Origin of the sequence: Pseudogemmobacter sp. W21_MBD1_M6 (genome assembly GCF_052119585.1) — a bacterium.
Lineage (GTDB): Bacteria > Pseudomonadota > Alphaproteobacteria > Rhodobacterales > Rhodobacteraceae > JBGQOJ01.
The window spans coordinates 231,492-251,465 of sequence record NZ_JBGQOJ010000001.1; the positions used below are offsets into that span (position 1 = coordinate 231,492).

Sequence of the window (19,974 nt, forward strand, 5' to 3'; positions counted from 1 at the left end):
TTATGCAGCAGTCGGAAACCCGCGGCCTTTCAGCAAGGCCCCGACCCCGGGCAAACGCCCACGAAACCCTGTGTATAGTGCTTCTGCATCCTGCGACCCACCGGCCGACAGGATGAACGTCTCAAGTCTTTTCGCCGTTTCAGGGTCAAAGGGGTCCCCTTTTTCCTCGAACGCGGCGAAAGCGTCGGCATCCATGACCTCGGACCACATGTAGCTGTAATAGCCGCTGGAATAGCCGTCGCCAGAGAAAACATGTGCGAAATGCGGGGTCGCGTGGCGCATGCGGATCGCGTGGGGCATTCCAAGGGCTGCAAGCACCTCTTCCTGCCGCACCATTGGATCGGCAGGGGCCGCCGCCTCGTGGAACGCCAGATCGACCAACGCACTGGCGACATATTCGACCGTGGAAAAGCCCATGTCATAGGTTTGCGCCGCCAGCAAACGATCCAGCATATCCTGCGGCATCGGTGCGCCGGTTGTCGCGTGGGTCGCGTATTTCGCCAGCACCTCTGGCACTTCCAGCCAGTGCTCGAACAACTGGCTGGGCAGTTCGACAAAATCGCGGGCGACGGATGTGCCGGAAATGCTCTCGTATGTCACCTCCGACAGCATCTGGTGCAACGCATGACCAAATTCGTGGAACAAGGTTCGTGCATCATCATAGGACAGCAAGGCAGGCACCCCTTTGCCAGGTTTCGCAAAATTGCACACATTATGCACGATGGGACGCGTATCGCCCCCCAGCGTCTTCTGGCTGCGGATGGTAGAGCACCACGCGCCGGACCGCTTTGATCCACGCGCGAAATAGTCGCCGATGAACACCGCCATATGCCGGTCGCCGCGCATGACCTCCCAGGCGCGGGCGTCCGCATGATACAGGGCAACGTCAAGCGGTTTGAACGTCAGACCGAACAGCCGCCCCGCGCAATCGAAGGCTGCCTCGATCATCCGGTCGAGTTGCAAGTAGGGTTTCAGTGCCGCCTCGTCCAGATCATGTTCGGCCCTGCGGCGCTGTTCCGAATAATACCGCCAGTCCCAGGGTTCCAGCGTGGCGTTCACGCCGTCGCGGTGCATCATTGCCTCCAGCACCAGTGCGTCGGCGTCCGCCTGCGCCTTGGCGGGCGCCCAGACCGCCATCAATAGCGCGCGCACGGCGGCAGGGGTCTTGGCCATTTCCGTTTCCAGCTTGTAATCGGCAAAGCTGGCATACCCTAGCAACCTGGCCCGCTCATCGCGCAGTGCCAGAATTTCGGCGGCGACGGCCCGGTTGTCTGTCTCGCCGCCATTCTCGCCCCGGGCGCACCACGCCTCATAGGCTTTTTCCCGCAGATCGCGGCGGGCCGAGAATTGCAGGAACGGCACGATCAGCGACCGCGACAGCGTCACCACCGGCCCTTTCGCGCCCTTTTCCTCGCCTGCGGCGCGCGCAGAGGCGACAACAAACTCCGGCAACCCGCCCACATCGGCCTCGGTCAGGTCCATGAACCAGTTTCGCTCGTCCGCCAGCAGATTTTGGGTAAACTGCGTTCCCAGCACGGCAAGTCGCTCTTTCACTGCGGACAGTCGGTCGCGGGCGTCGCCTTTCAGTTGCGCTCCCGAACGCACGAAAGACCGGCGCGACAGCGTCAGAACGCGTATCTGCTCCTCTGTCAGGCCCAGCGTGTCGCGGGTCTGCCACAGGGTGTCGATCCGCTGGAACAGCGCCTCGTTCATCGTGATTTCGGACCCGTAGGCGGCAAGGACCGGCGAAAAACTGCGCTGCAATGACTCGCGCACAGGGTTACTATCGCTGCCGGCCAGGGTGTAGAACACCGACAGCACACGGCCCAATGCCTCGTCCGCCAGTTCAAGCGCCTCGATCGTATTCGCGAAAGTCGGGGCCTCGGACGCATTGGCAATTGCCATGACATTCGCGCGCGCCTCGGCCATCGCGGCCTCCATCGCAGGCTTGAAATCGTCGTCTTTGATGGCGGCAAATGGGGGCAGGGCGAACTGGCTGTTCCAGTCGGCAAGCAGCGGGTTGGTCATATGGGGCGCTCCGTTCTTGGGTTGCATCGAACGTAGTGCGCCCGCCCGCCATGCACCAGTGCAGATCACGGCGGTTTATGCATCCAACCCCAGGGATCAGCCCTTGCCGCAGACAGGGCAATCAGCGCGGGGTTTCAGCGCAATTTTACGACTTTCCCCGTAAAGCGCATCGTAAATCAGCATTTGCCCGGTCAAACCGACACCCGCACCGGTAATTTCCTTCACCGCCTCGACCGCCATCATCGCCCCCACCACGCCGGGCAACGGGCCTGCGACCCCCGCCTCGGCACAGCTCGGGGCCAGACCTGCGGCGGGCGCTTTCGGGAAAATGCATTGATAACAGGGGCCGCCGCGCGCGGGATCATAGGTGCTGATCTGCCCCTCCCACTGGGTCAACGCCCCTGCGATCAGCGGCTTGCCCAGCTTGGCCGCCACACGGTTCACCAGATAGCGCGTGTCGAAATTATCGGTGCCGTCAAGAATCAGATCGTAGTCTGCAAACAACGCCTCGATGATGTCCTTTGTCAGACGGCGGTTGTAGGGGCGCACGTGAACATAGGGGTTCAGCGCCTGCATTGCCCGTTCGGCAGAGTGCACCTTGGGCATACCCAAACCCGCGTCCTGATGGATGATCTGGCGTTGCAGGTTCGTCGCCTCGACCACATCGTCATCAATCACGCCGATGGTGCCAACCCCCGCCGCAGCCAGATACATCAACACCGGAGAGCCAAGCCCCCCCGCCCCGATCACCAGAACCCGGGCGTTTTTCAACGCCTTCTGACCAGAGCCGCCGATTTCGCGCAGCATGATGTGGCGGGTGTAACGCTCGATCTCGGTGCTGCCAAAGGTGCCGGTGGCAACCACAGGAGCATCTTTCGCCAGAACCTTGCCCCGCAGCCGAACAAGCCCAAGCCGATAGATATGAACCAGCGCCGCGATCCCGCCCAACATCAACCAAGGGGCCGCAGTTTCACCCGTAGCCATCCGCAGCCCGTTGCCATCCGGCAAAACAACGTGGCCCACCAGAACAGTGACATAAAGCAACGCGATCATCGTCCAACGCGCATTTTTCGGGGTCTTCATGACAACGCCAAGGCCCCAGATGCCACCCGCAAGCAGCAGAACCAACAGCATCAGTTGCGCCCCGTCGACCCGAAACCACCCGCGCCGCGCGCCGTCTCGTCCAGAACCTCGACCACCTGAAACTGTGCCTGAACCACAGGGGCCACGATGATCTGCGCAATCCGGTCACCATGCCGGACCGTATAGGGCTCTGCCCCGAGGTTCACCAACACCACCCCCAACGGCCCGCGATAATCGCTGTCGATCGTCCCCGGAGTATTGGGCAAGGTGATTCCGTGCGTCAACGCCAGCCCGGACCTTGGCCGGATCTGCATCTCGAACCCACGCGGAATTTCCACGCGAAACCCGGTTGGCACAATCTGCCGTTCCATGGGCGCAAGCGTCACGCCTTTGTCCCGCACATCAACAGGCAGGTTCGCACGAATGTCAGCCCCCGCCGCGCCTTCGGTTTCATAGGCGGGCAAGACCACGTCACGGTCGGCGCCCTCTTCCCACAGCACTTTCAACACAGGGGTTGTCATGCGCACTCTTCCTTTCTCAATTCTGAAAATATCCTCGCCGAAGGCATGAAAGTCATCCCGCCAAGGTCCGCGCAATACAGGTGGACAGCTTCTGCGCGACCTGATCCTTCGACATGCGCGGCCAGTCCTCTGCGCCGGCCTTCGAAATCACTGTCACCGCGTTCTCGGTTCCGCCCATGATCCCCGTCGCAGGCGATACGTCGTTCGCTACAATCCAGTCACAACCTTTGCGCAGCCGCTTTGCCGTCGCATGGGCGATGACATCGTCGGTTTCCGCAGCAAACCCCACAACCAACGCCGGCCGGCCCTGCGTCATCTGCGACACTGTCGCCAGAATGTCCGGGTTTTCCGCAAAGTCCAGCCTGGGCAAGGTGCCGGAACCGTCTTTCTTCATTTTGGATGCGGCCTCTGTTGCCACCCGCCAATCCGCCACCGCTGCGGCAAACACCGCCGCATCTGCGGGCAGCGCATTCTGAACGGCCTCCAGCATCTGCCGCGCCGTCTGGACCCTGACCACCTTGACGCCCAAGGGTGGCGGCACATCGGCGGGACCGGTGATAAAAGTCACCGTCGCGCCCAGTGCCGACAAAGCGCGGGCCAGCGCCGTGCCTTGTGCGCCGCTCGACCGATTGGCGATATAGCGCACCGGATCAATCGGCTCATGCGTCGGACCGGATGTCACCAGCACATGCTTGCCCCGCAGCGGCCCGTCCATCAGCGCCGCCTCTGTCGCCGCCACGATCTCCAACGGCTCTGCCATGCGGCCCGGCCCGTATTCACCACAGGCCATATCGCCCTCGTTCGGCCCGACAAACAAAATACAGTCGCCCTTCAGGGTTGCGATGTTGCGCTGTGTCGCGGCGTGTTCCCACATCCGCACATTCATCGCGGGCGCGATCAACACCCGTTTGTCCGTCGCCAAAAGCAGCGTCGACGCCAGATCATTTGCAAGCCCGCCGGCCATTTTCGCCATCAGATCGGCGGTCGCGGGCGCAACCACAACCAGATCGGCAGAGCGGCTCAACTCGATATGCCCCATTTCCGCCTCGTCTGTCAGATCGAACAGGTGGCGATAGACCTTTTGCGCCGAAAGGGCCGCAACCGACAGCGGCGTTACAAATTCTTCGGCCGACTTGGTCAGCACCGGCGTAACCACGGCGCCGTTTTCCCGAAGGCGGCGGATCAGATCCAGCGATTTGAACGCCGAAATACCGCCGCCGATGATCAGAAGAATACGTTTGCCTGCCAGCATGATCTGCATCCCAATAAGTTCGCCCCGACCCTATGGGCATTCAGTCCCGCAGGCAAGATTGGCACGAACCGCGTTCAGGTCTTTGTCGAGAACCCCGCGCAGGGATCCTCGCGCGGGACAGGCGGCGTGACGATCCAGAAATCATAGGCCGCATCCGCATCCGGCGGGCTTTCCATCTGCCCGATCGACAGAACCGTCACATCCGGCGCGGCAAGGGCAAGCACGGCGGGAACACCCCAATCCTTGCGGGCGTGGCCCGACCCGGTGATCACCGCAACCGGCCCGCCGGTATCCTTCATCGCCTGCACAACTGCGCGGGCAAGGGCGGCGTCACGCAGGCGCTGCGCCTCGACCATACCGCCCAGAATATCGGGGGGAAGGGCGTTGCAATGCGCCTCCATCTGCTCGGCTTCGCGGGTGGCTTGCTGGTCTTCGGGCAAGGGCATGTCCAACCCGTAGAGCGGCGCAAGTGGCCCGAAAACCGCCATGGCTCCGCCCCTGACGGCCTGACGCACCGCGTCTCGCGGAAGGTCACCGCCATAAATCACAGCCTTTGGCGCGGCGGCGAAGATCGGGTAGTAGTGTGCGAAATCCGGCCAGCCGCTGTTGTCCCACCCCAACGCCTCGCGCAATGCCGCCTGAGACCGGCGCGCGACAGGCGTTGCCTGCACCGCCTGAGCGGGGTCCAGCATCTCGAACACAAGGGCCTTGGGGGCAACCGCAGCCACCGCGATTGCCTGATTGACGTGGTGCTGCGGGTTGTCGTGAATCTCGCCCAAAATGACCACATCCGCAGGCGGCAGGTTTATCAGGCCATCCGCACCGATCTGTTCTGCCGTGGCTGTCGTGACCCAAGCAATCAGGACAGCCGCAATTGTGAACGCATGTTTCATGCGATGAATGCAAGCACCTCCCGGGACTGGTTTTCAAGGTTTTTCCGCATTTTTCCGAACGCCGCCGCCTCTAGCTGGCGCACGCGCTCTTTCGACAGGCCCAATTCGTCACCAAGACTTTCCAGTGTGCGCGGGTCATCCCGCAGCTTTCGTTCGCGCACGATGAACCGCTCTCGGTCATTCAGACTGTGCAGGGCCGCAAGCAGCCAGTCGCGCAGGGCGGCAGTGTCGTGGCTGTGTTCCACAATCTCGGCTGCCTGCACGCCATCATCCACAAGCGCATCTATCCACTCGCGCCCCTCGTCCTCTGCCGATTGGGTGGCGTTCAGCGAATAGTCCGATCCGGCCAGACGCCCTTCCATCATTTCGACATCGTGCAGGGGAACGCCCACTTCGGTCGCGATCATCTGACGCAACTGGTGCTGATCCAGACGCTCTCCACGGCCATTTGCCTCGCGCTCCAGCCGCGCCTGAACCCGCTTCAAATTGAAAAACAGCGATTTCTGGCTGGATGTCGACCCGGTCCGCACCATCGACCAGTTGCGCATCACGTAGTCCTGGATCGACGCCTTTATCCACCAGACCGCATAAGTCGAAAAGCGCACCCCGCGATCGGGGTCGAATTTGTCAGCCGCCTTCATCAGTCCAAGGCTGGCCTCCTGTATCAGGTCGTTCATCGGCGCGCCGTAACGCCGAAACTTCGAGGCCATGGAAATCGCAAGTCGCATGTAGGCGGTGATCAGACGGTGCAACGCCGCTTCGTCCCGCTGATCGCGCCATGCGTAGGCCAACTTCAGTTCGGTTTCGGCATCCAGCATTTCCGCCTTCATTGCACGGCGGGAAAATGTTTTGTCTGCATATTCGTCGAGCGCCATTTTCGAAACTCCCAGGCGTTATGCCAATTTTGCTTCAATGTCCGTTTTGATATGTTTACGAAGTAGAAACGTGATCGGATCACAGAAAGTTTCGCTGTTATGTTGCCAAAGTTAACTTTTGTTCTAGGGGGCGCCAGCTCCGGCAAGTCCGGTCTGGCAGAGCGGCTTGTCGTCAAAAGCGGTCTGGAAAAGATCTATCTCGCGACCGCGCAGGCCTTTGACGACGAGATGCGGGCAAAGATTGCGGCGCATCTGGTGCAGCGCGGCGCAGGCTGGCGCACCACAGAGGCCCCGCTGGATGTGCAACCCGCACTGGCAGGCGCTGGCGCGCGCGACATCGTTCTTCTGGATTGCGCGACCTTCTGGCTGAGCAACCACATTCTGGCCGAAACCGATCTGGACGCGGAACAAGACCGCCTTTTGCACGCGATCGCCGCCTGCCCCGCCCGTGTCGTTGTGGTGTCGAACGAGGTCGGCGCGGGTATCGTGCCCGAGAACAAACTGGCGCGGCGGTTCCGCGTCGCACAAGGCGGGCTGAACCAGCGCATCGCCCAAAGGGCCGATCTGGTCGTGACCGTCATGGCGGGGCTGCCGCTGGTCTTGAAAGGCACCCTGCCCGGCGGAGCCATATGACCACGATCTGGTGGGTGCGCCACGGCCCGACCCACGCAAGGACGATGGTTGGATGGACGGATCTGCCCGCCGATCTATCCGATACCGGTCGCCTGTCAAGACTGGAGGCATTCTTGCCCGACGCGGCGGTTGTCGTGTCATCCGACCTGCGCCGCGCGGTCGCAACCGCCGATGCCATTCAGGGGGACCGCCTGCGCCTTCCCCATCTGGCGAGCCTTCGGGAAATCCATTTTGGGGCTTGGGAAAACAAGACCTTCGCCGAGGTGGAGGCGCAGGATGCCGCCCTGATCCGCGCCTATTGGGACAGCCCCGGTGACATCCGCCCGCCACAGGGCGAAAGCTGGAACGACATCGCCCTGCGGGTAAAGGCGGCAGTCGATGACCTGATCGCACAAGGCCATGACCACATTATCGCGGTTGCCCACTTCGGGGTCATCCTGACACAGGTGCAGCGCGCGCTGGGGCTGACCGCCTATAAAACCTTGTCCCACAAGATCGACAACCTGTCTGTGACCGAAATTCGGTTTTCCACAGGTCGCTGGGACGCGGGCCCGATCAACCGGCTTGTGTAAGACGCCGTCCCGCCCGAGATTTACCATTCGTAAACCACTTTTGCGTTAACTCTTTACAATAGAGGCAATGCGGGGACGATCATGGTAGCGCGCGCCTATACGGTCGCCTTCGAAGGGGTAGAAGCGCGCCTTGTCGAGGTGCAATGCGCCATCAGCCCGGGTTTGCCCGCCTTCGCCATTGTCGGCCTGCCCGACAAGGCCGTGTCAGAGGCGCGCGACCGTGTCAGGGCCGCAATGACCGCCATGAGCATCGCCCTGCCGTCCAAGCGGATCACGATCAACCTGTCGCCTGCCGACCTTCCGAAAGAGGGCTCGCATTTCGATCTGCCTATCGCCCTTGCGCTATTGGCCGCGCTTGAGATAGTGCCGCGCGACGCCGCCGAAAACACTGTGGCGCTCGGGGAGCTGTCGCTTGACGGCACGCTTGTTCCGGTTATCGGCGCCCTGCCCGCCGCCATGGCCGCAGCTGCGGAAAACCGGACACTGCTGTGCCCGAAAGCCTGCGGAGCAGAGGCCGCCTGGGTCGGTGCAACGCAGGTCATCGCCCCCGCCACGCTGGCCGAGGTCGTGCGGCATTTCACCGGGCAGCATGTTTTGCCCCCTGCCGAACCGGGCGAAGTATCGAGCCCCCCGTTTGCCCGCGATCTGCGCGATGTGAAGGGACAGGAACGCGCGAAGCGGGCGCTGGAAATCGCTGCGGCGGGTCGGCATCACGTGCTGATGATCGGCTCTCCCGGCTCTGGAAAGTCCATGCTGGCCGCGCGCCTGCCCGGCATCATGCCCCCCCTTTCCGCGATCGAGGCGTTGGAAACCTCGATGATCCACTCGTTGTCGGGGCTGCTGAACGAAGGCGGCATTTCCCGCAACCGCCCCTTTCGCGAACCGCATCACACCGCCTCGATGGCGGCGATTGTGGGCGGAGGGCGCGGGGCCAAACCGGGTGAGATTTCGCTGGCGCACAATGGGGTTTTGTTTATGGACGAATTTCCCGAATTCCCCCGCGCCGTTCTGGAAACCCTGCGCCAACCGATAGAGACAGGAACCGTCGTCGTCGCACGGGCAAACGCCCATATCCGTTATCCCTGCCGGTTTATGCTGGTGGCGGCCGCGAACCCCTGCAAATGCGGATATATGACCGATCCCGCCCGCGCCTGCGCCCGTGTCCCGCTGTGCGGAGAGGATTATCTGGGCCGGATATCCGGCCCCTTGATGGATCGCTTCGACCTGCGGATAGAGGTTCCACCCGTCGCCTACACCGATCTGGACCTGCCCGAATCCGGCGATAGTTCCGGTGTGGTGGCTGCCCGCGTGGCAGACGCGCGCGCGGTGCAGACGCTCCGATTTGCGGACCGGCCCGATATGCGGGTCAATGCGGATGCCGAAGGCGCGGTGCTTGACCAGATCGCAACGCCGGATGCAGAAGGTCGGGCGCTGCTGTTGAAAGTCGCCGAACGGTTCGGCCTTTCGGCGCGCGGCTATCACAGGGTGTTGCGGGTCGCGCGAACAATTGCTGACCTCGACGGCAGCGCTTCGGTGCGGCACCCGCATGTGGCAGAGGCGGTGGGTTACCGCCTCGCCACAAGCGATTAGGCGCGCTTTGCTTCGATCACATGCCAGATTTTTTCGGCGATATTGACGCCATCAAACCGCTCGAGTTCCTGAATGCCGGTGGGCGAGGTCACATTGATCTCTGTCAGATAGTCGCCGATCACGTCGATCCCGACAAAGATCTGCCCCTTTTCACGCAGCGTGGGCCCGATTGCCTCGCAAATCTCCAGATCCCGCGCCGTCAGGCCAACCTTTTCCGGGCGTCCGCCAACATGCATGTTCGACCGCGTTTCTCCGGTGGCAGGCACCCTGTTGATTGCGCCTACAGGCTCGCCATTTACAAGGATGACGCGCTTGTCACCATTTGACACATCGGGCAGGAACTTTTGCACAATCAACGGTTCTTGACTTAACCCGGTAAACATCTCGTGCAACGACGCAAGATTGCGGTCGCTCGGGTCAAGCCTGAACACACCCGCGCCACCATTCCCGTAAAGCGGCTTCAGGATTATGTCGCCGTGTTCCGCCTTGAAGTTGCGGATCGTCTGAAGGTCGCGCGCGATTGTCGTTGGCGGAATAAGGTCGGGAAACTGAAGCACCAAAAGCTTTTCAGGATAGTTCCGCACCCAAAAGGGATCATTCACCACAAGGGTCTTCGGATGGATCATGTCCAGAAGATGCGTCGTCGTAATATACCCCATGTCGAACGGTGGGTCTTGCCGGAGCCAGACCACATCCCAGTCGCCAAGGTCGACTTCCTGTTCCGTCCCAAGCGTAAAATGGTCGCCCTTGACGCGCCGCACCTCCAATGGCCATCCCCGTGCGGTAATCCGCCCGTTCTGGAAGGCAAGTTTGTCCGGAGTGTAATAGAACAACGTGTGCCCGCGCTGCTGCGCTTCCTCGGCGATGCGGAACGTGCTGTCCGCGTCAATATTGATCGGACCAATCGGGTCCATCTGGAATGCAACTTTAAGCGACATCTGGCGGCCTCCGTTTCAGACGTCCCTTACATGACCCAGAGACGGCAGCGGTGCAATGCCTGCCTATTGTCCGAACGCGTTTTCCAGTATTTCGATCTTGCCGATAGCATCGACAAGAGCCACGTCAAACCGCAAATCGGTGTCTTGTCCCATAGGCTCTCCTGCGATGAACTCGGAGGCGGATGCATAGATCCTGTCCATTTGACGACGCGACACTCTTTCGGCGGCCCGGGCAATGCTTTTGCTTTTCTTTACCTCGATGAACACAACGGTATTCCCGTCGCGCGCGATCAGGTCGATTTCTCCGCCCGATCCACGCCAGCGACGCCCGGCAATCGGACATCCGCGCCGCGCATAGTGGTCAGCGACAGAAATTTCTGCATTCAAACCGGCATGGTAGCCGACAGATCCGCTCATTTGTTCTTCTCCATATCAAGTGCTGCCTGATAAACTTTGCGCCTTGGTATATCTAACGCCTCTGACACCGCTGCCACAGCATCTTTGAGGGACAGGGTTAACAGAGCATCACGAAGTGCTGTTTCCAGACTTTCGCCGGTGTCCGCCACGATACGCAACCGATCAACCAGCACAACCACTTCGCCTTTCACCGTGCGATCCGAAAAGGCATCAACCAGTTCCGACAAAGTTCCGCGAACAACCTCCTCGAACTTCTTTGTCAGTTCCCTGCACACCGCCGCCTCTCGTCCACCTCCGAACACTTGCACACTATCGCCTAATAATTTCTGAACGCGTTTAGGAGATTCATAAAACACAAGCGTGCCGGGAATATCTGCCAGTTCCCTCAAAAAAGTTTTCCGCGCTCCGCTTGCTGGCGGCGCAAAACCCGCAAAGAAGAACCGGTCTGTCGGCAAACCCGCAATCGTCAGCGCAGCAATCATCGCAGATGGCCCGGGCGCCGATGTCACCGGATATCCTGCGTCGATGGCCGCCCGCGCCAGCGCGTACCCCGGGTCCGCGACAAGCGGCGTTCCGGCCTCGGACGCATAGGCAACCGATTTTCCCTCTGCCAGATAGTGCAGCAATCGCGGACGAACCGCCGCGCCATTGTGGTCGTGGTAGGCAATCACCGGTCGCGTCCCAAGGGGAATGCCATGGATTTCCATCAAATGTTTGGCGGTACGGGTGTCCTCCGCCGCGATCACATCCGCCGATGCCAGCGTATCCAGCGCCCGCAGCGTGATGTCTCTTGCGGTCCCGATCGGGGTCGCGACAAAGTACAGACCGGCGGGCAATTGCTTGGTTTCATGATTCATGACTCGACCCGCCCTTTTTGACGTTTATTATGAAGATTGAAGCGCTCAGGCCTTTTAGCCACATATCAGCGCACGAGGGAGTTAAATTTGTCATGTTTTCCTATTTGAATACGACCCGCGTTCCGCGCATCCGACAGGTGGCCAGCCGGTTGACTGTTGTTTTATCAATGGTCTGGCTCGCCGCATGCGAGCCTGTGGCCATAGGCACAGGCAATAACGGCGGCCCGACCATCAACACCAGAGACGCCGTTCCGGTCGCCCTGCTTATACCTGGCGGGTCAAGCGACGCCGGCGATGCGATTCTGGCGAAAAGCCTGGAGAACGCGGCGCGGCTGGCCATATCGGATCTGGACGGAGTTCGAATAGATCTGCGCGTCTACAACACCGGATCGTCTGCGGCTGAGGCGGCTCAGGTCGCGACCCTTGCCGTGAATGATGGGGCCAAAATCCTGCTTGGGCCGGTTTTTGCCGAAGCCGCGAATGCGGTCGCTGTCGCTGTTGCGAACCGCAATGTGAACGTTCTGTCGTTTTCGAACAACACCTCGATCGCCGGGGGCAACCTGTTCGTTCTGGGAAATACCTTCGCGAACACGGCCAATCGTCTGGTCCAGTATTCGGCCAGACAGGGACGCGATAATATCCTCGTCGTTCAGGGAAGTAATGCCGCAGAACAGATCGGCGGACAGGCGATCCAACAAGCCATCGCCAATAGCAATGCAACGCTTGCCGGTGTCGAAAGCTATGAATTCTCGCAGGAAGGTGTGGTCAATGCCGTTCCCCGCATCGCCGCCCGCGTCAAGTCCAGCGGTGCCAATGCGCTGTTTTTCACCGCAGACAGTGCCGGGGCCCTGCCTTTGTTTGCACAGCTCCTTCCGGAAAATCGGGTTGATCCGAGCGTCATAAAATATATCGGCCTGACCCGTTGGGATATTCCCGCCGCCACCTTGGCCTTGCCCGGGGTTCAGGGCGGTTGGTTCGCCCTGCCCGACCCCAATATGACCACACAATTCAACGCGCGTTATAGCGCCACCTACGGGTCGTCTCCGCACCCGATCGCGGGCCTTGCCTATGATGGCATCGCCGCGATTGGCGCATTGGTCAAGGCGGGCAAGGCCAATGCGTTGACAACAGCCGCCCTGACCCAAGGGTCCGGCTTTGTCGGTGTGAATGGTATCTTCCGTTTGCGTCCCGACGGGTCTAATGAGCGGGGAATGGCGGTCGCCCAGATCCGCAATAATCAGGTTGTAGTCATTGACCCTGCCCCAAGAAGTTTCGGTGGCGCCGGTTTCTAGTCCGGTCCAATCCCTGAACACCCGCCGCACGCCGGACAACATGATTTGTCCGGCGTGCGATTTGTTCGACCATGCCGCAGTGTCTGCCCGCATCGAGGCGGATATTGCGAAAACCTCGGATGCGCGGGAAATTCGTGCGGTCGCGGTACAGCACCTCGGGCTTGCCCGCAGCGCCGGAACCGAGGCCATCGAGGCGGCCTTTGCCAAAGACCCCGCAAACGCGCGTCCGACGGTGCGCGCCTATGCCTACCTGACTGACTGCATTGTCGAAATGGCGCTGGATGTCGCGTTGCGTCACCTGCACCCCCTGCCCAGCCCGACCAGCGGTGAAAAGATCGCGCTGATTGCCGTGGGTGGCTATGGGCGGGCGGAAATGGCGCCTTATTCCGATGTCGATCTGCTGTTTCTGACTCCCTACAAGATCACCCCCTGGGCCGAGAGCGTGATCGAATCCATGCTCTACATCCTGTGGGATCTGCGCCTGAAAGTCGGGCATGCAAGCCGGACGATCAAGGACTCGATCCGGCTGGCAAAAGAGGATTACACAATCCGCACAGCCCTGCTGGAGCACCGCTATCTGGGCGGCGACCGCACATTGGCTGTGGAACTGCATGACCGGCTTTGGTCCGAGCTGTTCAACACCACCGGCGCTGAATTCATCGAGGCAAAACTGGCCGAACGCGCGACGCGGCACAAAAAACAGGGCGGCCAGCGTTACGTCGTTGAACCGAACGTCAAAGAAGGCAAGGGCGGCCTGCGCGACCTTCAATCGCTGTTCTGGATCGCCAAGTATCTGCACCGCGTCGAAACCGTTGCCGAACTGGTGCGCCTGGGGGTGTTCACGCAGGACGAATTCAACAGCTTCGACAAGGCCGAGACCTTCCTTTGGGCCGTCCGCTGTCATCTGCACCTGATCTCCAACCGGGCGATGGACCAGCTGAACTTTGACCTTCAGGTCGAAGTGGCAGAGCGGATGGGATACAAGGACCACAGCGGCAGGCGGGCGGTCGAGCATTTCATGCAGGACTATTTCCGTCACGCCACCCGAGTGGGCGAGTTGACCCGCATCTTCCTGACCTCACTCGAAGCGATCCACGCCAAGAAAGAGCCGATGCTGATCGGCCTGTTCCGCAGGCGCCGCAAGGTCAAGGACGGGTATATCGTCGAACAAGGTCGCCTGAACGTGGCAGACCCGAAAAGCTGGCTGTCGGACAACCTGAACCAACTGCGGATTTTTGAGGAAGCCCTGCGCACCGGTCTGCTGCTGCACCCCGATGCCATGCGCCTTCTGGCGGCGAACCAGCACCTGATCGACGACGAAATGCGGTCCAACAAAGAGGCCGTGCGGATTTTCACCGATCTGCTGTTGAAAAAGGGCAACCCCGAACGCGCCCTTCGCCGGATGAACGAGCTGGGCATTCTGGGCGCGTTCCTGCCCGAATTCGAGCCGATCGTCGCGATGATGCAGTTCAATATGTATCACCATTACACCGTCGACGAACACATCATCCAGTGCATCTCGACCCTTGCGCAGATCGAGCGCGAAGAGCTGATCGAGGAACTGCCCATTGCCTCGCGTATTCTGCATGACGGCGTGAACCGCAAAGTCCTGTATGTCGCGCTACTGCTGCACGACATCGGCAAGGGCCGCCCCGAGGACCACTCTGTTCTGGGGGCACAGATCGCGCGCAAGGTCTGCCCGCGGCTTGGCCTTAAGCCAGAGGAATGCGACACAGTGGAATGGCTGGTGCGCTATCACTTGCTGATGTCCGATATGGCGCAAAAACGCGACATCGCCGACCCCCGCACCGTGCGCGATTTCGCCAAGGCGGTGAAAACCCGCAAGCGGCTGGACCTTTTGACGGTTCTGACCGTCTGCGATATTCGCGGCGTCGGCCCCGGTACATGGAACAACTGGAAGGCCATGTTGCTGCGCAGTCTTTATAACGAGACCGCATCGGCGCTGGAAACCGGGTTGGAAGACCTGAACCGCAGCGCCCGCGAGACCGAGGCAAAGCGTGATCTGCGCGAGGCGCTGGCCGATTGGGACAAGAAGGATCTGCGGGTCGAAACGGCGCGGCATTATGGCCCCTACTGGCAAGGCCTGCCGACCAGTTCCCATGTGATTTTCGCCAAGCTGCTGCGCGACATCAAGGACAATGAAATCCGCGTCGATCTGAAACCCGACATAGACCGCGATGCCACCCGCGCGTGCTTTGCGCTGGCTGATCACCCCGGAATATTTTCGCGGCTGGCAGGGGCGCTTGCGCTTGTCGGTGCCAACGTTGTCGACGCACGGACCTACACCTCGAAGGACGGGTATGCCACGGCGGTGTTCTGGATTCAGGATGCCGACGGATCGCCCTATGAAACCGCGCGCCTACCCCGCCTTCGGTCGATGATCGACAAGACGCTGAAGGGCGAAGTGGTGCCCCGCGAGGCCCTGAAAGACCGCGACAAGCTGAAGAAACGTGAGCGCGCCTTTCGTGTGCCCACCTCGATCACCTTCGACAATGAAGGATCTGAAATCTACACCATCATCGAGGTGGACACCCGCGACCGCCCCGGCCTGCTGTTCGATCTGACACGCACGCTGGCCAATGCGAACGTCTACATCGCAAGCGCCGTCATCGCGACATTCGGCGCGCAGGCCGTCGATACCTTCTATGTCAAAGACATGTTCGGGCTGAAATTTCACAGCGAGAGCAAACAGAAAGCCTTGGAAAAACGCCTGCGCGACGCGATCGAGCAGGCCGCCGAAAGGGCACAAGAGGAATGAAACCGATACGGCTCGTCTCCGGCTTCTTGACCGTCGGGGCATGGACCCTTGCCAGCCGCCTGCTTGGCTTTGTCCGCGACATCCTGATTGCCAGCTACCTTGGCTCGGGCCCGATCGCCGAGGCGTTTCTGGTGGCATTTTCACTGCCCAACATGTTCCGCCGCTTCTTTGCCGAAGGCGCGTTCAACATGGCCTTCATCCCGATGTTCTCGAAAAAGCTCGAGGGCGGCGAGGATGCCAAAGGGTTTGCGCAGGATGCCTTTGCGGGGATGCTGCTGATCCTGACGGTCTTTACCGTGATCGGCATCATCTTCATGCCCTATCTGGTGTGGATGATGGCCAGCGGTTTTGCCGGGGACGAACGGTTCGATCTGGCGGTGGAATACGGGCGCATCGCCTTTCCCTATATCCTGTTCATCTCGCTTGGCGCGCTGGTCTCGGGTATCCTGAACGCCAATGGCCGGTTTCTTGCCGCAGCGGCGGCCCCGGTCCTGCTGAACGTCGTGTTTATAATCGGTGTGCTGGTCGGGGCCGCCTTGGGGCGCCCGTCGTCCGACATGCTGGGCGTCGCGATGGATCACGCGCTTGGGCTGAAGATCGGCGATACACTGGCATTTTCAGTCCCCATAGGCGGCATCGCGCAGCTTGCGCTGGTCTGGTGGGCGGCATCGCGTGCCGGGTTCCGCATGACACTGCGCCGTCCACGCATGACGCCCGAACTGAGGCGTCTGGCGATGATCGCAGCCCCCGCCGCGCTGGCGGGCGGCGTTGTCCAGGTCAACCTGTTGATCGGGCGTCAGGTCGCCAGCTTTTTCGACGGCGCAATTGCATGGCTCAACTATGCCGACCGCCTGTACCAGCTGCCACTGGGCGTCGTCGGCATTGCAATCGGCGTGGTCTTGTTGCCGGATCTGTCCCGCCGGCTGCGCGCGGGCGATACCGAGGGGGGGCGCGACGCATTCAACCGTGCGTCGGAACTGTCGCTGGCATTGACCATTCCCGCCGCCGTCGCGTTGATGGTGATCCCTGTTCCGCTGATCTCTGTCCTGTTCGAGCGCGGACGCTTCGGCCCCGACGATACGGCGGCCACCGCAGCCGCGCTTGCGATCTATGGCTTCGGCCTGCCCGCCTTCGTCTTACAAAAAGCACTGCAGCCGTTGTTTTTTGCACGCGAAAACACCAAGGCACCGTTCTATTTCGCGCTTGTGTCTCTGGCGGTAAACGCAGGGCTCGCCATCGGTCTGGCCCCGGTTATCGGCTACCTTGCCGCCGCCCTTGGCACGACACTGGCCTCTTGGGCGATGGTGGGTCTGCTCTGGCGCGGATCGCGGGATATGGGAGAGGCTGCGACGCTGGACGACCGCTTCAAGCGCCGGATCATGCGGATTATAGTATCGTCGGCCCTGATGGGCGCGTGCCTGTTCGCGGCAACACTTGCGCTTGGGCCGCTTCTGGCGGGCAGTGGGTGGCGCTATTTTGCACTTTTTGCGCTGATCCTGGTCGGCATGATCAGCTACGGTCTTTTCGGTCAGTTGACCGGGGCGTTCCGCCTGTCGGAATTCCGCCGCGCCTTCAAACGGTAAGGCATCCAAAGGGCGCACGCGCCGCGTGCGATTGTTTTGTCTCACGCCCTTCGGGCGCTCTGGGTGCGCTTCGCGCGAGGATATTTGAACCAAGAAGAACCTGTATGTTCTTCTCGGTCCAAATACTCAATCCCTGTCTTAGTTGCCCCGCACTTTCGCCAGAACATGGGTCCACCCCCCCGGACTGACCACAAAAGACAGAACAAATCCGGTGGCAAAGCCCGCCAGATCGGCGACCCATGTGTGGTCTCCGCCGAACAACAACGCAAAGATCAGCTGTATCCCCAGAAGGAACCCGATCAGCACGAAGGCACGGTTGCGGTTTTCGCCCAGCGCACCAAGCTTCATCCACATCAGGAAGGTGAAGGCCCCGATCAGGCCGTAGACTGCCGGATATCCGCCGACGAGCGGTCGCGGGTCGCCGGTCAGCAGGCCATACGCCAGCGCACCGCCAATCGCCGCGCCAAAGAAGACGGTCAGCACCGCCCAGGCGCGGAACACCTCGCCCACCATCTTGCCAAGCGCCAGAAGGAACACGACCACCATGATGGCGTGGGTCGCGTTATAGTGGACAAAGGGATAGGTTATGAGCCGCATCAGATGCTCCGGCGGAAATCGCCCGTTTTGCATCATCCAGTCAAATACGGTGTTCAGAAAGGCGTAATCCTGCATTGCCGTCAGGCGCCAGCCCACGGCCCCCGGACCGCCGATCAGTCCATTCGCACCAAGGCTGAGAACCGCTTCGATCCCGCCCATCACCATCACAAGGGCGACGATAACCGGAGGCAGCGGATTCAGCGGGGATTCGATCTTTGGCTCTTGCATGCAGGGTGTTCCCTTGGTTGACGGCATTGTCCCCCAGCGATAACCCTGCGGGACATATAAATCCAGACGGAGTAGGCATTATGACCGAGGTGGTCCACACACCCCGCGTTTTTTCAGGCATCCAGCCATCGGGAGGTTTGACCCTTGGCAATTATCTGGGCGCGATCAAGCGCTTCGTGACGATGCAGGAAACCGGCATCGAGACGATCTATTGCATGGTTGATTTGCACGCCATCACCGTCTGGCAAGACCCCGCCAACCTTGCCCGCGCCACCCGCGAGCTGTGCGCCGGGTTCATCGCAAGCGGTATCGACCCCGAGAAATCCATTTTGTTCAACCAAAGTCAGGTGCCCGAACATGCGCAGCTGGGCTGGATTTTCAACTGTGTCGCCCGCATGGGGTGGATGAACCGGATGACACAGTTCAAGGACAAGGCTGGCAAGAACGCAGAGGCGGTGTCGGTTGGGCTGTTCAGCTATCCGACGCTGATGGCGGCCGACATCCTGATCTATCATTCGACCCATGTTCCGGTCGGCGAAGACCAGAAGCAGCACATCGAGCTGACACGTGACATTGCCACCAAGTTCAACAATGACTACGGCGTCGACTTTTTCCCGATCACAGAGCCGGTGATCGAGGGGGCGGCGACGCGTGTCATGTCCCTGCGCGACGGGTCCAGGAAGATGTCGAAATCCGATCCGTCGGATGCCAGCCGCATCAATATGACCGATGACGCCGACACCATTGCCAAGAAGATCCGCAAGGCCAAAACCGACCCAGACGCCCTGCCGTCCGAGGCGGCAGGTCTGGCGGACCGGCCAGAGGCGCGGAACCTTGTGAACATCTATGCGGCCCTGGCCGATATGACAGTGGATCAGGTTCTGGCCGAGGCCGGCGGCAAACAATTCGGCGCATTCAAGCCGATGCTTGCCGATCTGGCGGTGGCGAAACTTTCGCCGATTTCGACGGAAATGGCCCGCCTGATGCAGGACACGGCCGAGATAGACCGCATCCTTGGTCGCGGAGCCGACCGGGCACAGGCCATCGCGGCCCCAATTCTGGCCAAGACCTATGACATCGTCGGAATGGTGCGATCGCGCTGATTCACGGCCAGAATTGTTCAAAAACACACATAAGGCCTGCGAAAGCGGGCCTTTTGTTTGTCGGGAACGGGCGTATCTTGGTTGCACTCATCTGGAGAACGCACAATGTCCTATATCGCTCCTGCCGGCACGCGTGTCGGCCACATCCACCTCAGGGTTTCCGATCTAGCACGCGCCATCGCCTTTTATGAAGGCGTGCTGGGGTTTGAGGTTCAAATGCACTACGGTCAGGGCGCCGCGTTCCTTGGGGCGGGCGGCTATCACCACCATATCGGGCTGAACACCTGGGAAAGCCTAGGGGCGACACCTCCGCCTCCGGGGCACACCGGCCTTTACCATTCGGCATTCCTGTATCCTGATCGCCCGGCTTTGGCGCGCGTTCTGCAATCAGTTCTGGATGCCGGGATTCAGTTGGACGGGGCCGCCGACCATGGTGTGTCAGAGGCCGTCTATTTGCGCGACCCTGACAACAACGGGGTAGAGCTTTATTGCGACCGGCCAAAGGCATTGTGGCCATTGGATGCGGCGGGCGCGTTGAGGATGGTAAATGAGCCGCTTGATATTCCGGGATTACTGGCCGAACTGAACGCCTGACGACATAAAACCGTCATCCGACAGGCTTAGCCTGCTGACCGAAGGGTTTGGCACGGATAGGCCGGAACCCCTGGCGGATGCCCTCGGGGTCACCCCTCCCCTTTCCCGCCATCGCCCCCGGCAACCCCATGCCGGGGGC

General features: G+C 60.9%; 18 protein-coding genes. 8 read left to right on the forward strand and 10 right to left on the reverse strand.

All coding sequences use genetic code 11. The features are described from left to right. The 6 genes from ACEN2R_RS00945 to ACEN2R_RS00970 all read right to left on the reverse strand — a co-directional run bounded on the left by ACEN2R_RS00945 (window position 1) and on the right by ACEN2R_RS00970 (window position 6,652). The gene (locus tag ACEN2R_RS00945; RefSeq protein WP_442038285.1) at window positions 1–2,028 is read right to left on the reverse strand and encodes a M3 family metallopeptidase; all 2,028 of its coding nucleotides are present in this window, start codon (window positions 2,026–2,028) and stop codon (window positions 1–3) included. 96 nt (window positions 2,029–2,124) lie between these two features. Further along, window positions 2,125–3,162, reverse strand: coding sequence for a HesA/MoeB/ThiF family protein (locus tag ACEN2R_RS00950; RefSeq protein WP_442038287.1), 1,038 nt, complete (start codon window positions 3,160–3,162; stop codon window positions 2,125–2,127). Further along, window positions 3,162–3,632 carry a dUTP diphosphatase gene (gene dut, locus ACEN2R_RS00955; RefSeq protein ID WP_442038289.1) on the reverse strand — a complete coding sequence of 157 codons (471 nt, stop codon included), beginning with the start codon at window positions 3,630–3,632 and terminating at the stop codon, window positions 3,162–3,164. Before dut ends, ACEN2R_RS00950 begins: the two co-directional genes overlap by 1 nt. Before the next feature lie 52 nt (window positions 3,633–3,684). Further along, complete coding sequence (coaBC, locus tag ACEN2R_RS00960) at window positions 3,685–4,884, reverse strand: bifunctional phosphopantothenoylcysteine decarboxylase/phosphopantothenate--cysteine ligase CoaBC (RefSeq protein WP_442038291.1); 1,200 nt, start codon at window positions 4,882–4,884, stop codon at window positions 3,685–3,687. Window positions 4,885–4,958: 74 nt separating this feature from the next. After that, the gene (locus ACEN2R_RS00965; RefSeq protein WP_442038293.1) at window positions 4,959–5,777 is read right to left on the reverse strand and encodes a ChaN family lipoprotein; all 819 of its coding nucleotides are present in this window, start codon (window positions 5,775–5,777) and stop codon (window positions 4,959–4,961) included. Next, the gene (locus ACEN2R_RS00970) at window positions 5,774–6,652 is read right to left on the reverse strand and encodes an RNA polymerase factor sigma-32 (protein ID WP_442038295.1); all 879 of its coding nucleotides are present in this window, start codon (window positions 6,650–6,652) and stop codon (window positions 5,774–5,776) included. Before ACEN2R_RS00970 ends, ACEN2R_RS00965 begins: the two co-directional genes overlap by 4 nt. 99 nt (window positions 6,653–6,751) lie before the next feature. Between ACEN2R_RS00970 and cobU the strand changes: the two genes are divergently transcribed. From cobU to ACEN2R_RS00985, 3 genes are all read left to right on the forward strand, one after another. Continuing rightward, window positions 6,752–7,285, forward strand: a complete 534-nt coding sequence (gene cobU / locus ACEN2R_RS00975) for a bifunctional adenosylcobinamide kinase/adenosylcobinamide-phosphate guanylyltransferase (RefSeq protein WP_442038297.1) — start codon at window positions 6,752–6,754, stop codon at window positions 7,283–7,285. Next, window positions 7,282–7,857, forward strand: a complete 576-nt coding sequence (locus ACEN2R_RS00980) for a histidine phosphatase family protein (RefSeq protein ID WP_442038299.1) — start codon at window positions 7,282–7,284, stop codon at window positions 7,855–7,857. The genes cobU and ACEN2R_RS00980 overlap by 4 nt, the downstream gene beginning before the upstream one ends. Before the next feature lie 81 nt (window positions 7,858–7,938). Further along, window positions 7,939–9,447 carry a YifB family Mg chelatase-like AAA ATPase gene (locus ACEN2R_RS00985; RefSeq protein ID WP_442038301.1) on the forward strand — a complete coding sequence of 503 codons (1,509 nt, stop codon included), beginning with the start codon at window positions 7,939–7,941 and terminating at the stop codon, window positions 9,445–9,447. Here the strand turns inward: ACEN2R_RS00985 and gshB are convergent. From gshB to rsmI, 3 genes are all read right to left on the reverse strand, one after another. Further along, the gene (gene gshB / locus ACEN2R_RS00990; RefSeq protein WP_442038303.1) at window positions 9,444–10,385 is read right to left on the reverse strand and encodes a glutathione synthase; all 942 of its coding nucleotides are present in this window, start codon (window positions 10,383–10,385) and stop codon (window positions 9,444–9,446) included. The two genes, ACEN2R_RS00985 and gshB, sit on opposite strands and share 4 nt — an antisense overlap. 63 nt (window positions 10,386–10,448) lie before the next feature. Then, the gene (locus tag ACEN2R_RS00995; protein WP_442038305.1) at window positions 10,449–10,802 is read right to left on the reverse strand and encodes a YraN family protein; all 354 of its coding nucleotides are present in this window, start codon (window positions 10,800–10,802) and stop codon (window positions 10,449–10,451) included. Further along, a complete protein-coding gene (gene rsmI, locus ACEN2R_RS01000) occupies window positions 10,799–11,659 on the reverse strand; it encodes a 16S rRNA (cytidine(1402)-2'-O)-methyltransferase (RefSeq protein WP_442038307.1) in 861 nt (286 codons plus the stop codon). The genes ACEN2R_RS00995 and rsmI overlap by 4 nt, the downstream gene beginning before the upstream one ends. Window positions 11,660–11,751: 92 nt before the next feature. Here rsmI and ACEN2R_RS01005 point away from each other — a divergent pair, with 92 nt between their 5' ends. The 3 genes from ACEN2R_RS01005 to murJ are packed head-to-tail and all read left to right on the forward strand — an operon-like array spanning window position 11,752 to window position 17,313. Next, window positions 11,752–12,951 carry a penicillin-binding protein activator gene (locus ACEN2R_RS01005; protein ID WP_442038309.1) on the forward strand — a complete coding sequence of 400 codons (1,200 nt, stop codon included), beginning with the start codon at window positions 11,752–11,754 and terminating at the stop codon, window positions 12,949–12,951. Beyond that, window positions 12,911–15,730, forward strand: a complete 2,820-nt coding sequence (locus ACEN2R_RS01010) for a [protein-PII] uridylyltransferase (RefSeq protein ID WP_442038311.1) — start codon at window positions 12,911–12,913, stop codon at window positions 15,728–15,730. Before ACEN2R_RS01005 ends, ACEN2R_RS01010 begins: the two co-directional genes overlap by 41 nt. Further along, window positions 15,727–17,313, forward strand: a complete 1,587-nt coding sequence (murJ, locus tag ACEN2R_RS01015) for a murein biosynthesis integral membrane protein MurJ (RefSeq protein ID WP_442038313.1) — start codon at window positions 15,727–15,729, stop codon at window positions 17,311–17,313. The genes ACEN2R_RS01010 and murJ overlap by 4 nt, the downstream gene beginning before the upstream one ends. 138 nt (window positions 17,314–17,451) lie before the next feature. Here murJ and ACEN2R_RS01020 read toward each other — a convergent pair whose 3' ends face one another. Next, window positions 17,452–18,138, reverse strand: a complete 687-nt coding sequence (locus tag ACEN2R_RS01020; RefSeq protein WP_442038315.1) for a rhomboid family intramembrane serine protease — start codon at window positions 18,136–18,138, stop codon at window positions 17,452–17,454. 80 nt (window positions 18,139–18,218) lie between these two features. Between ACEN2R_RS01020 and trpS the strand changes: the two genes are divergently transcribed. Together trpS and ACEN2R_RS01030 are read left to right on the forward strand one after the other, a co-directional pair. After that, entirely contained in the window at window positions 18,219–19,241 is a 1,023-nt protein-coding gene (gene trpS, locus ACEN2R_RS01025) for a tryptophan--tRNA ligase (RefSeq protein ID WP_442038317.1), read from the forward strand. A gap of 105 nt (window positions 19,242–19,346) precedes the next feature. Beyond that, complete coding sequence (locus ACEN2R_RS01030; RefSeq protein WP_442038319.1) at window positions 19,347–19,835, forward strand: VOC family protein; 489 nt, start codon at window positions 19,347–19,349, stop codon at window positions 19,833–19,835. Window positions 19,836–19,974: the final 139 nt, after the last annotated feature.

What these genes read in the sequence shown, in the direction of transcription:
- ACEN2R_RS01030 (WP_442038319.1), top strand. Translation starts at nt 19,347, where the DNA reads ATGTCCTATATCGCTCCTGCCGGCACGCGTGTCGGCCACATCCACCTC.
- ACEN2R_RS00965 (WP_442038293.1), bottom strand. Translation starts at nt 5,777, where the DNA reads ATGAAACATGCGTTCACAATTGCGGCTGTCCTGATTGCTTGGGTCACG.
- gshB (WP_442038303.1), bottom strand. Translation starts at nt 10,385, where the DNA reads ATGTCGCTTAAAGTTGCATTCCAGATGGACCCGATTGGTCCGATCAAT.
- ACEN2R_RS00985 (WP_442038301.1), top strand. Translation starts at nt 7,939, where the DNA reads ATGGTAGCGCGCGCCTATACGGTCGCCTTCGAAGGGGTAGAAGCGCGC.
- dut (WP_442038289.1), bottom strand. Translation starts at nt 3,632, where the DNA reads ATGACAACCCCTGTGTTGAAAGTGCTGTGGGAAGAGGGCGCCGACCGT.
- ACEN2R_RS00945 (WP_442038285.1), bottom strand. Translation starts at nt 2,028, where the DNA reads ATGACCAACCCGCTGCTTGCCGACTGGAACAGCCAGTTCGCCCTGCCC.
- rsmI (WP_442038307.1), bottom strand. Translation starts at nt 11,659, where the DNA reads ATGAATCATGAAACCAAGCAATTGCCCGCCGGTCTGTACTTTGTCGCG.
- ACEN2R_RS00950 (WP_442038287.1), bottom strand. Translation starts at nt 3,162, where the DNA reads ATGCTGTTGGTTCTGCTGCTTGCGGGTGGCATCTGGGGCCTTGGCGTT.
- trpS (WP_442038317.1), top strand. Translation starts at nt 18,219, where the DNA reads ATGACCGAGGTGGTCCACACACCCCGCGTTTTTTCAGGCATCCAGCCA.
- ACEN2R_RS00970 (WP_442038295.1), bottom strand. Translation starts at nt 6,652, where the DNA reads ATGGCGCTCGACGAATATGCAGACAAAACATTTTCCCGCCGTGCAATG.
- coaBC (WP_442038291.1), bottom strand. Translation starts at nt 4,884, where the DNA reads ATGCTGGCAGGCAAACGTATTCTTCTGATCATCGGCGGCGGTATTTCG.
- ACEN2R_RS00980 (WP_442038299.1), top strand. Translation starts at nt 7,282, where the DNA reads ATGACCACGATCTGGTGGGTGCGCCACGGCCCGACCCACGCAAGGACG.
- ACEN2R_RS01020 (WP_442038315.1), bottom strand. Translation starts at nt 18,138, where the DNA reads ATGCAAGAGCCAAAGATCGAATCCCCGCTGAATCCGCTGCCTCCGGTT.
- ACEN2R_RS00995 (WP_442038305.1), bottom strand. Translation starts at nt 10,802, where the DNA reads ATGAGCGGATCTGTCGGCTACCATGCCGGTTTGAATGCAGAAATTTCT.
- cobU (WP_442038297.1), top strand. Translation starts at nt 6,752, where the DNA reads ATGTTGCCAAAGTTAACTTTTGTTCTAGGGGGCGCCAGCTCCGGCAAG.
- murJ (WP_442038313.1), top strand. Translation starts at nt 15,727, where the DNA reads ATGAAACCGATACGGCTCGTCTCCGGCTTCTTGACCGTCGGGGCATGG.
- ACEN2R_RS01005 (WP_442038309.1), top strand. Translation starts at nt 11,752, where the DNA reads ATGTTTTCCTATTTGAATACGACCCGCGTTCCGCGCATCCGACAGGTG.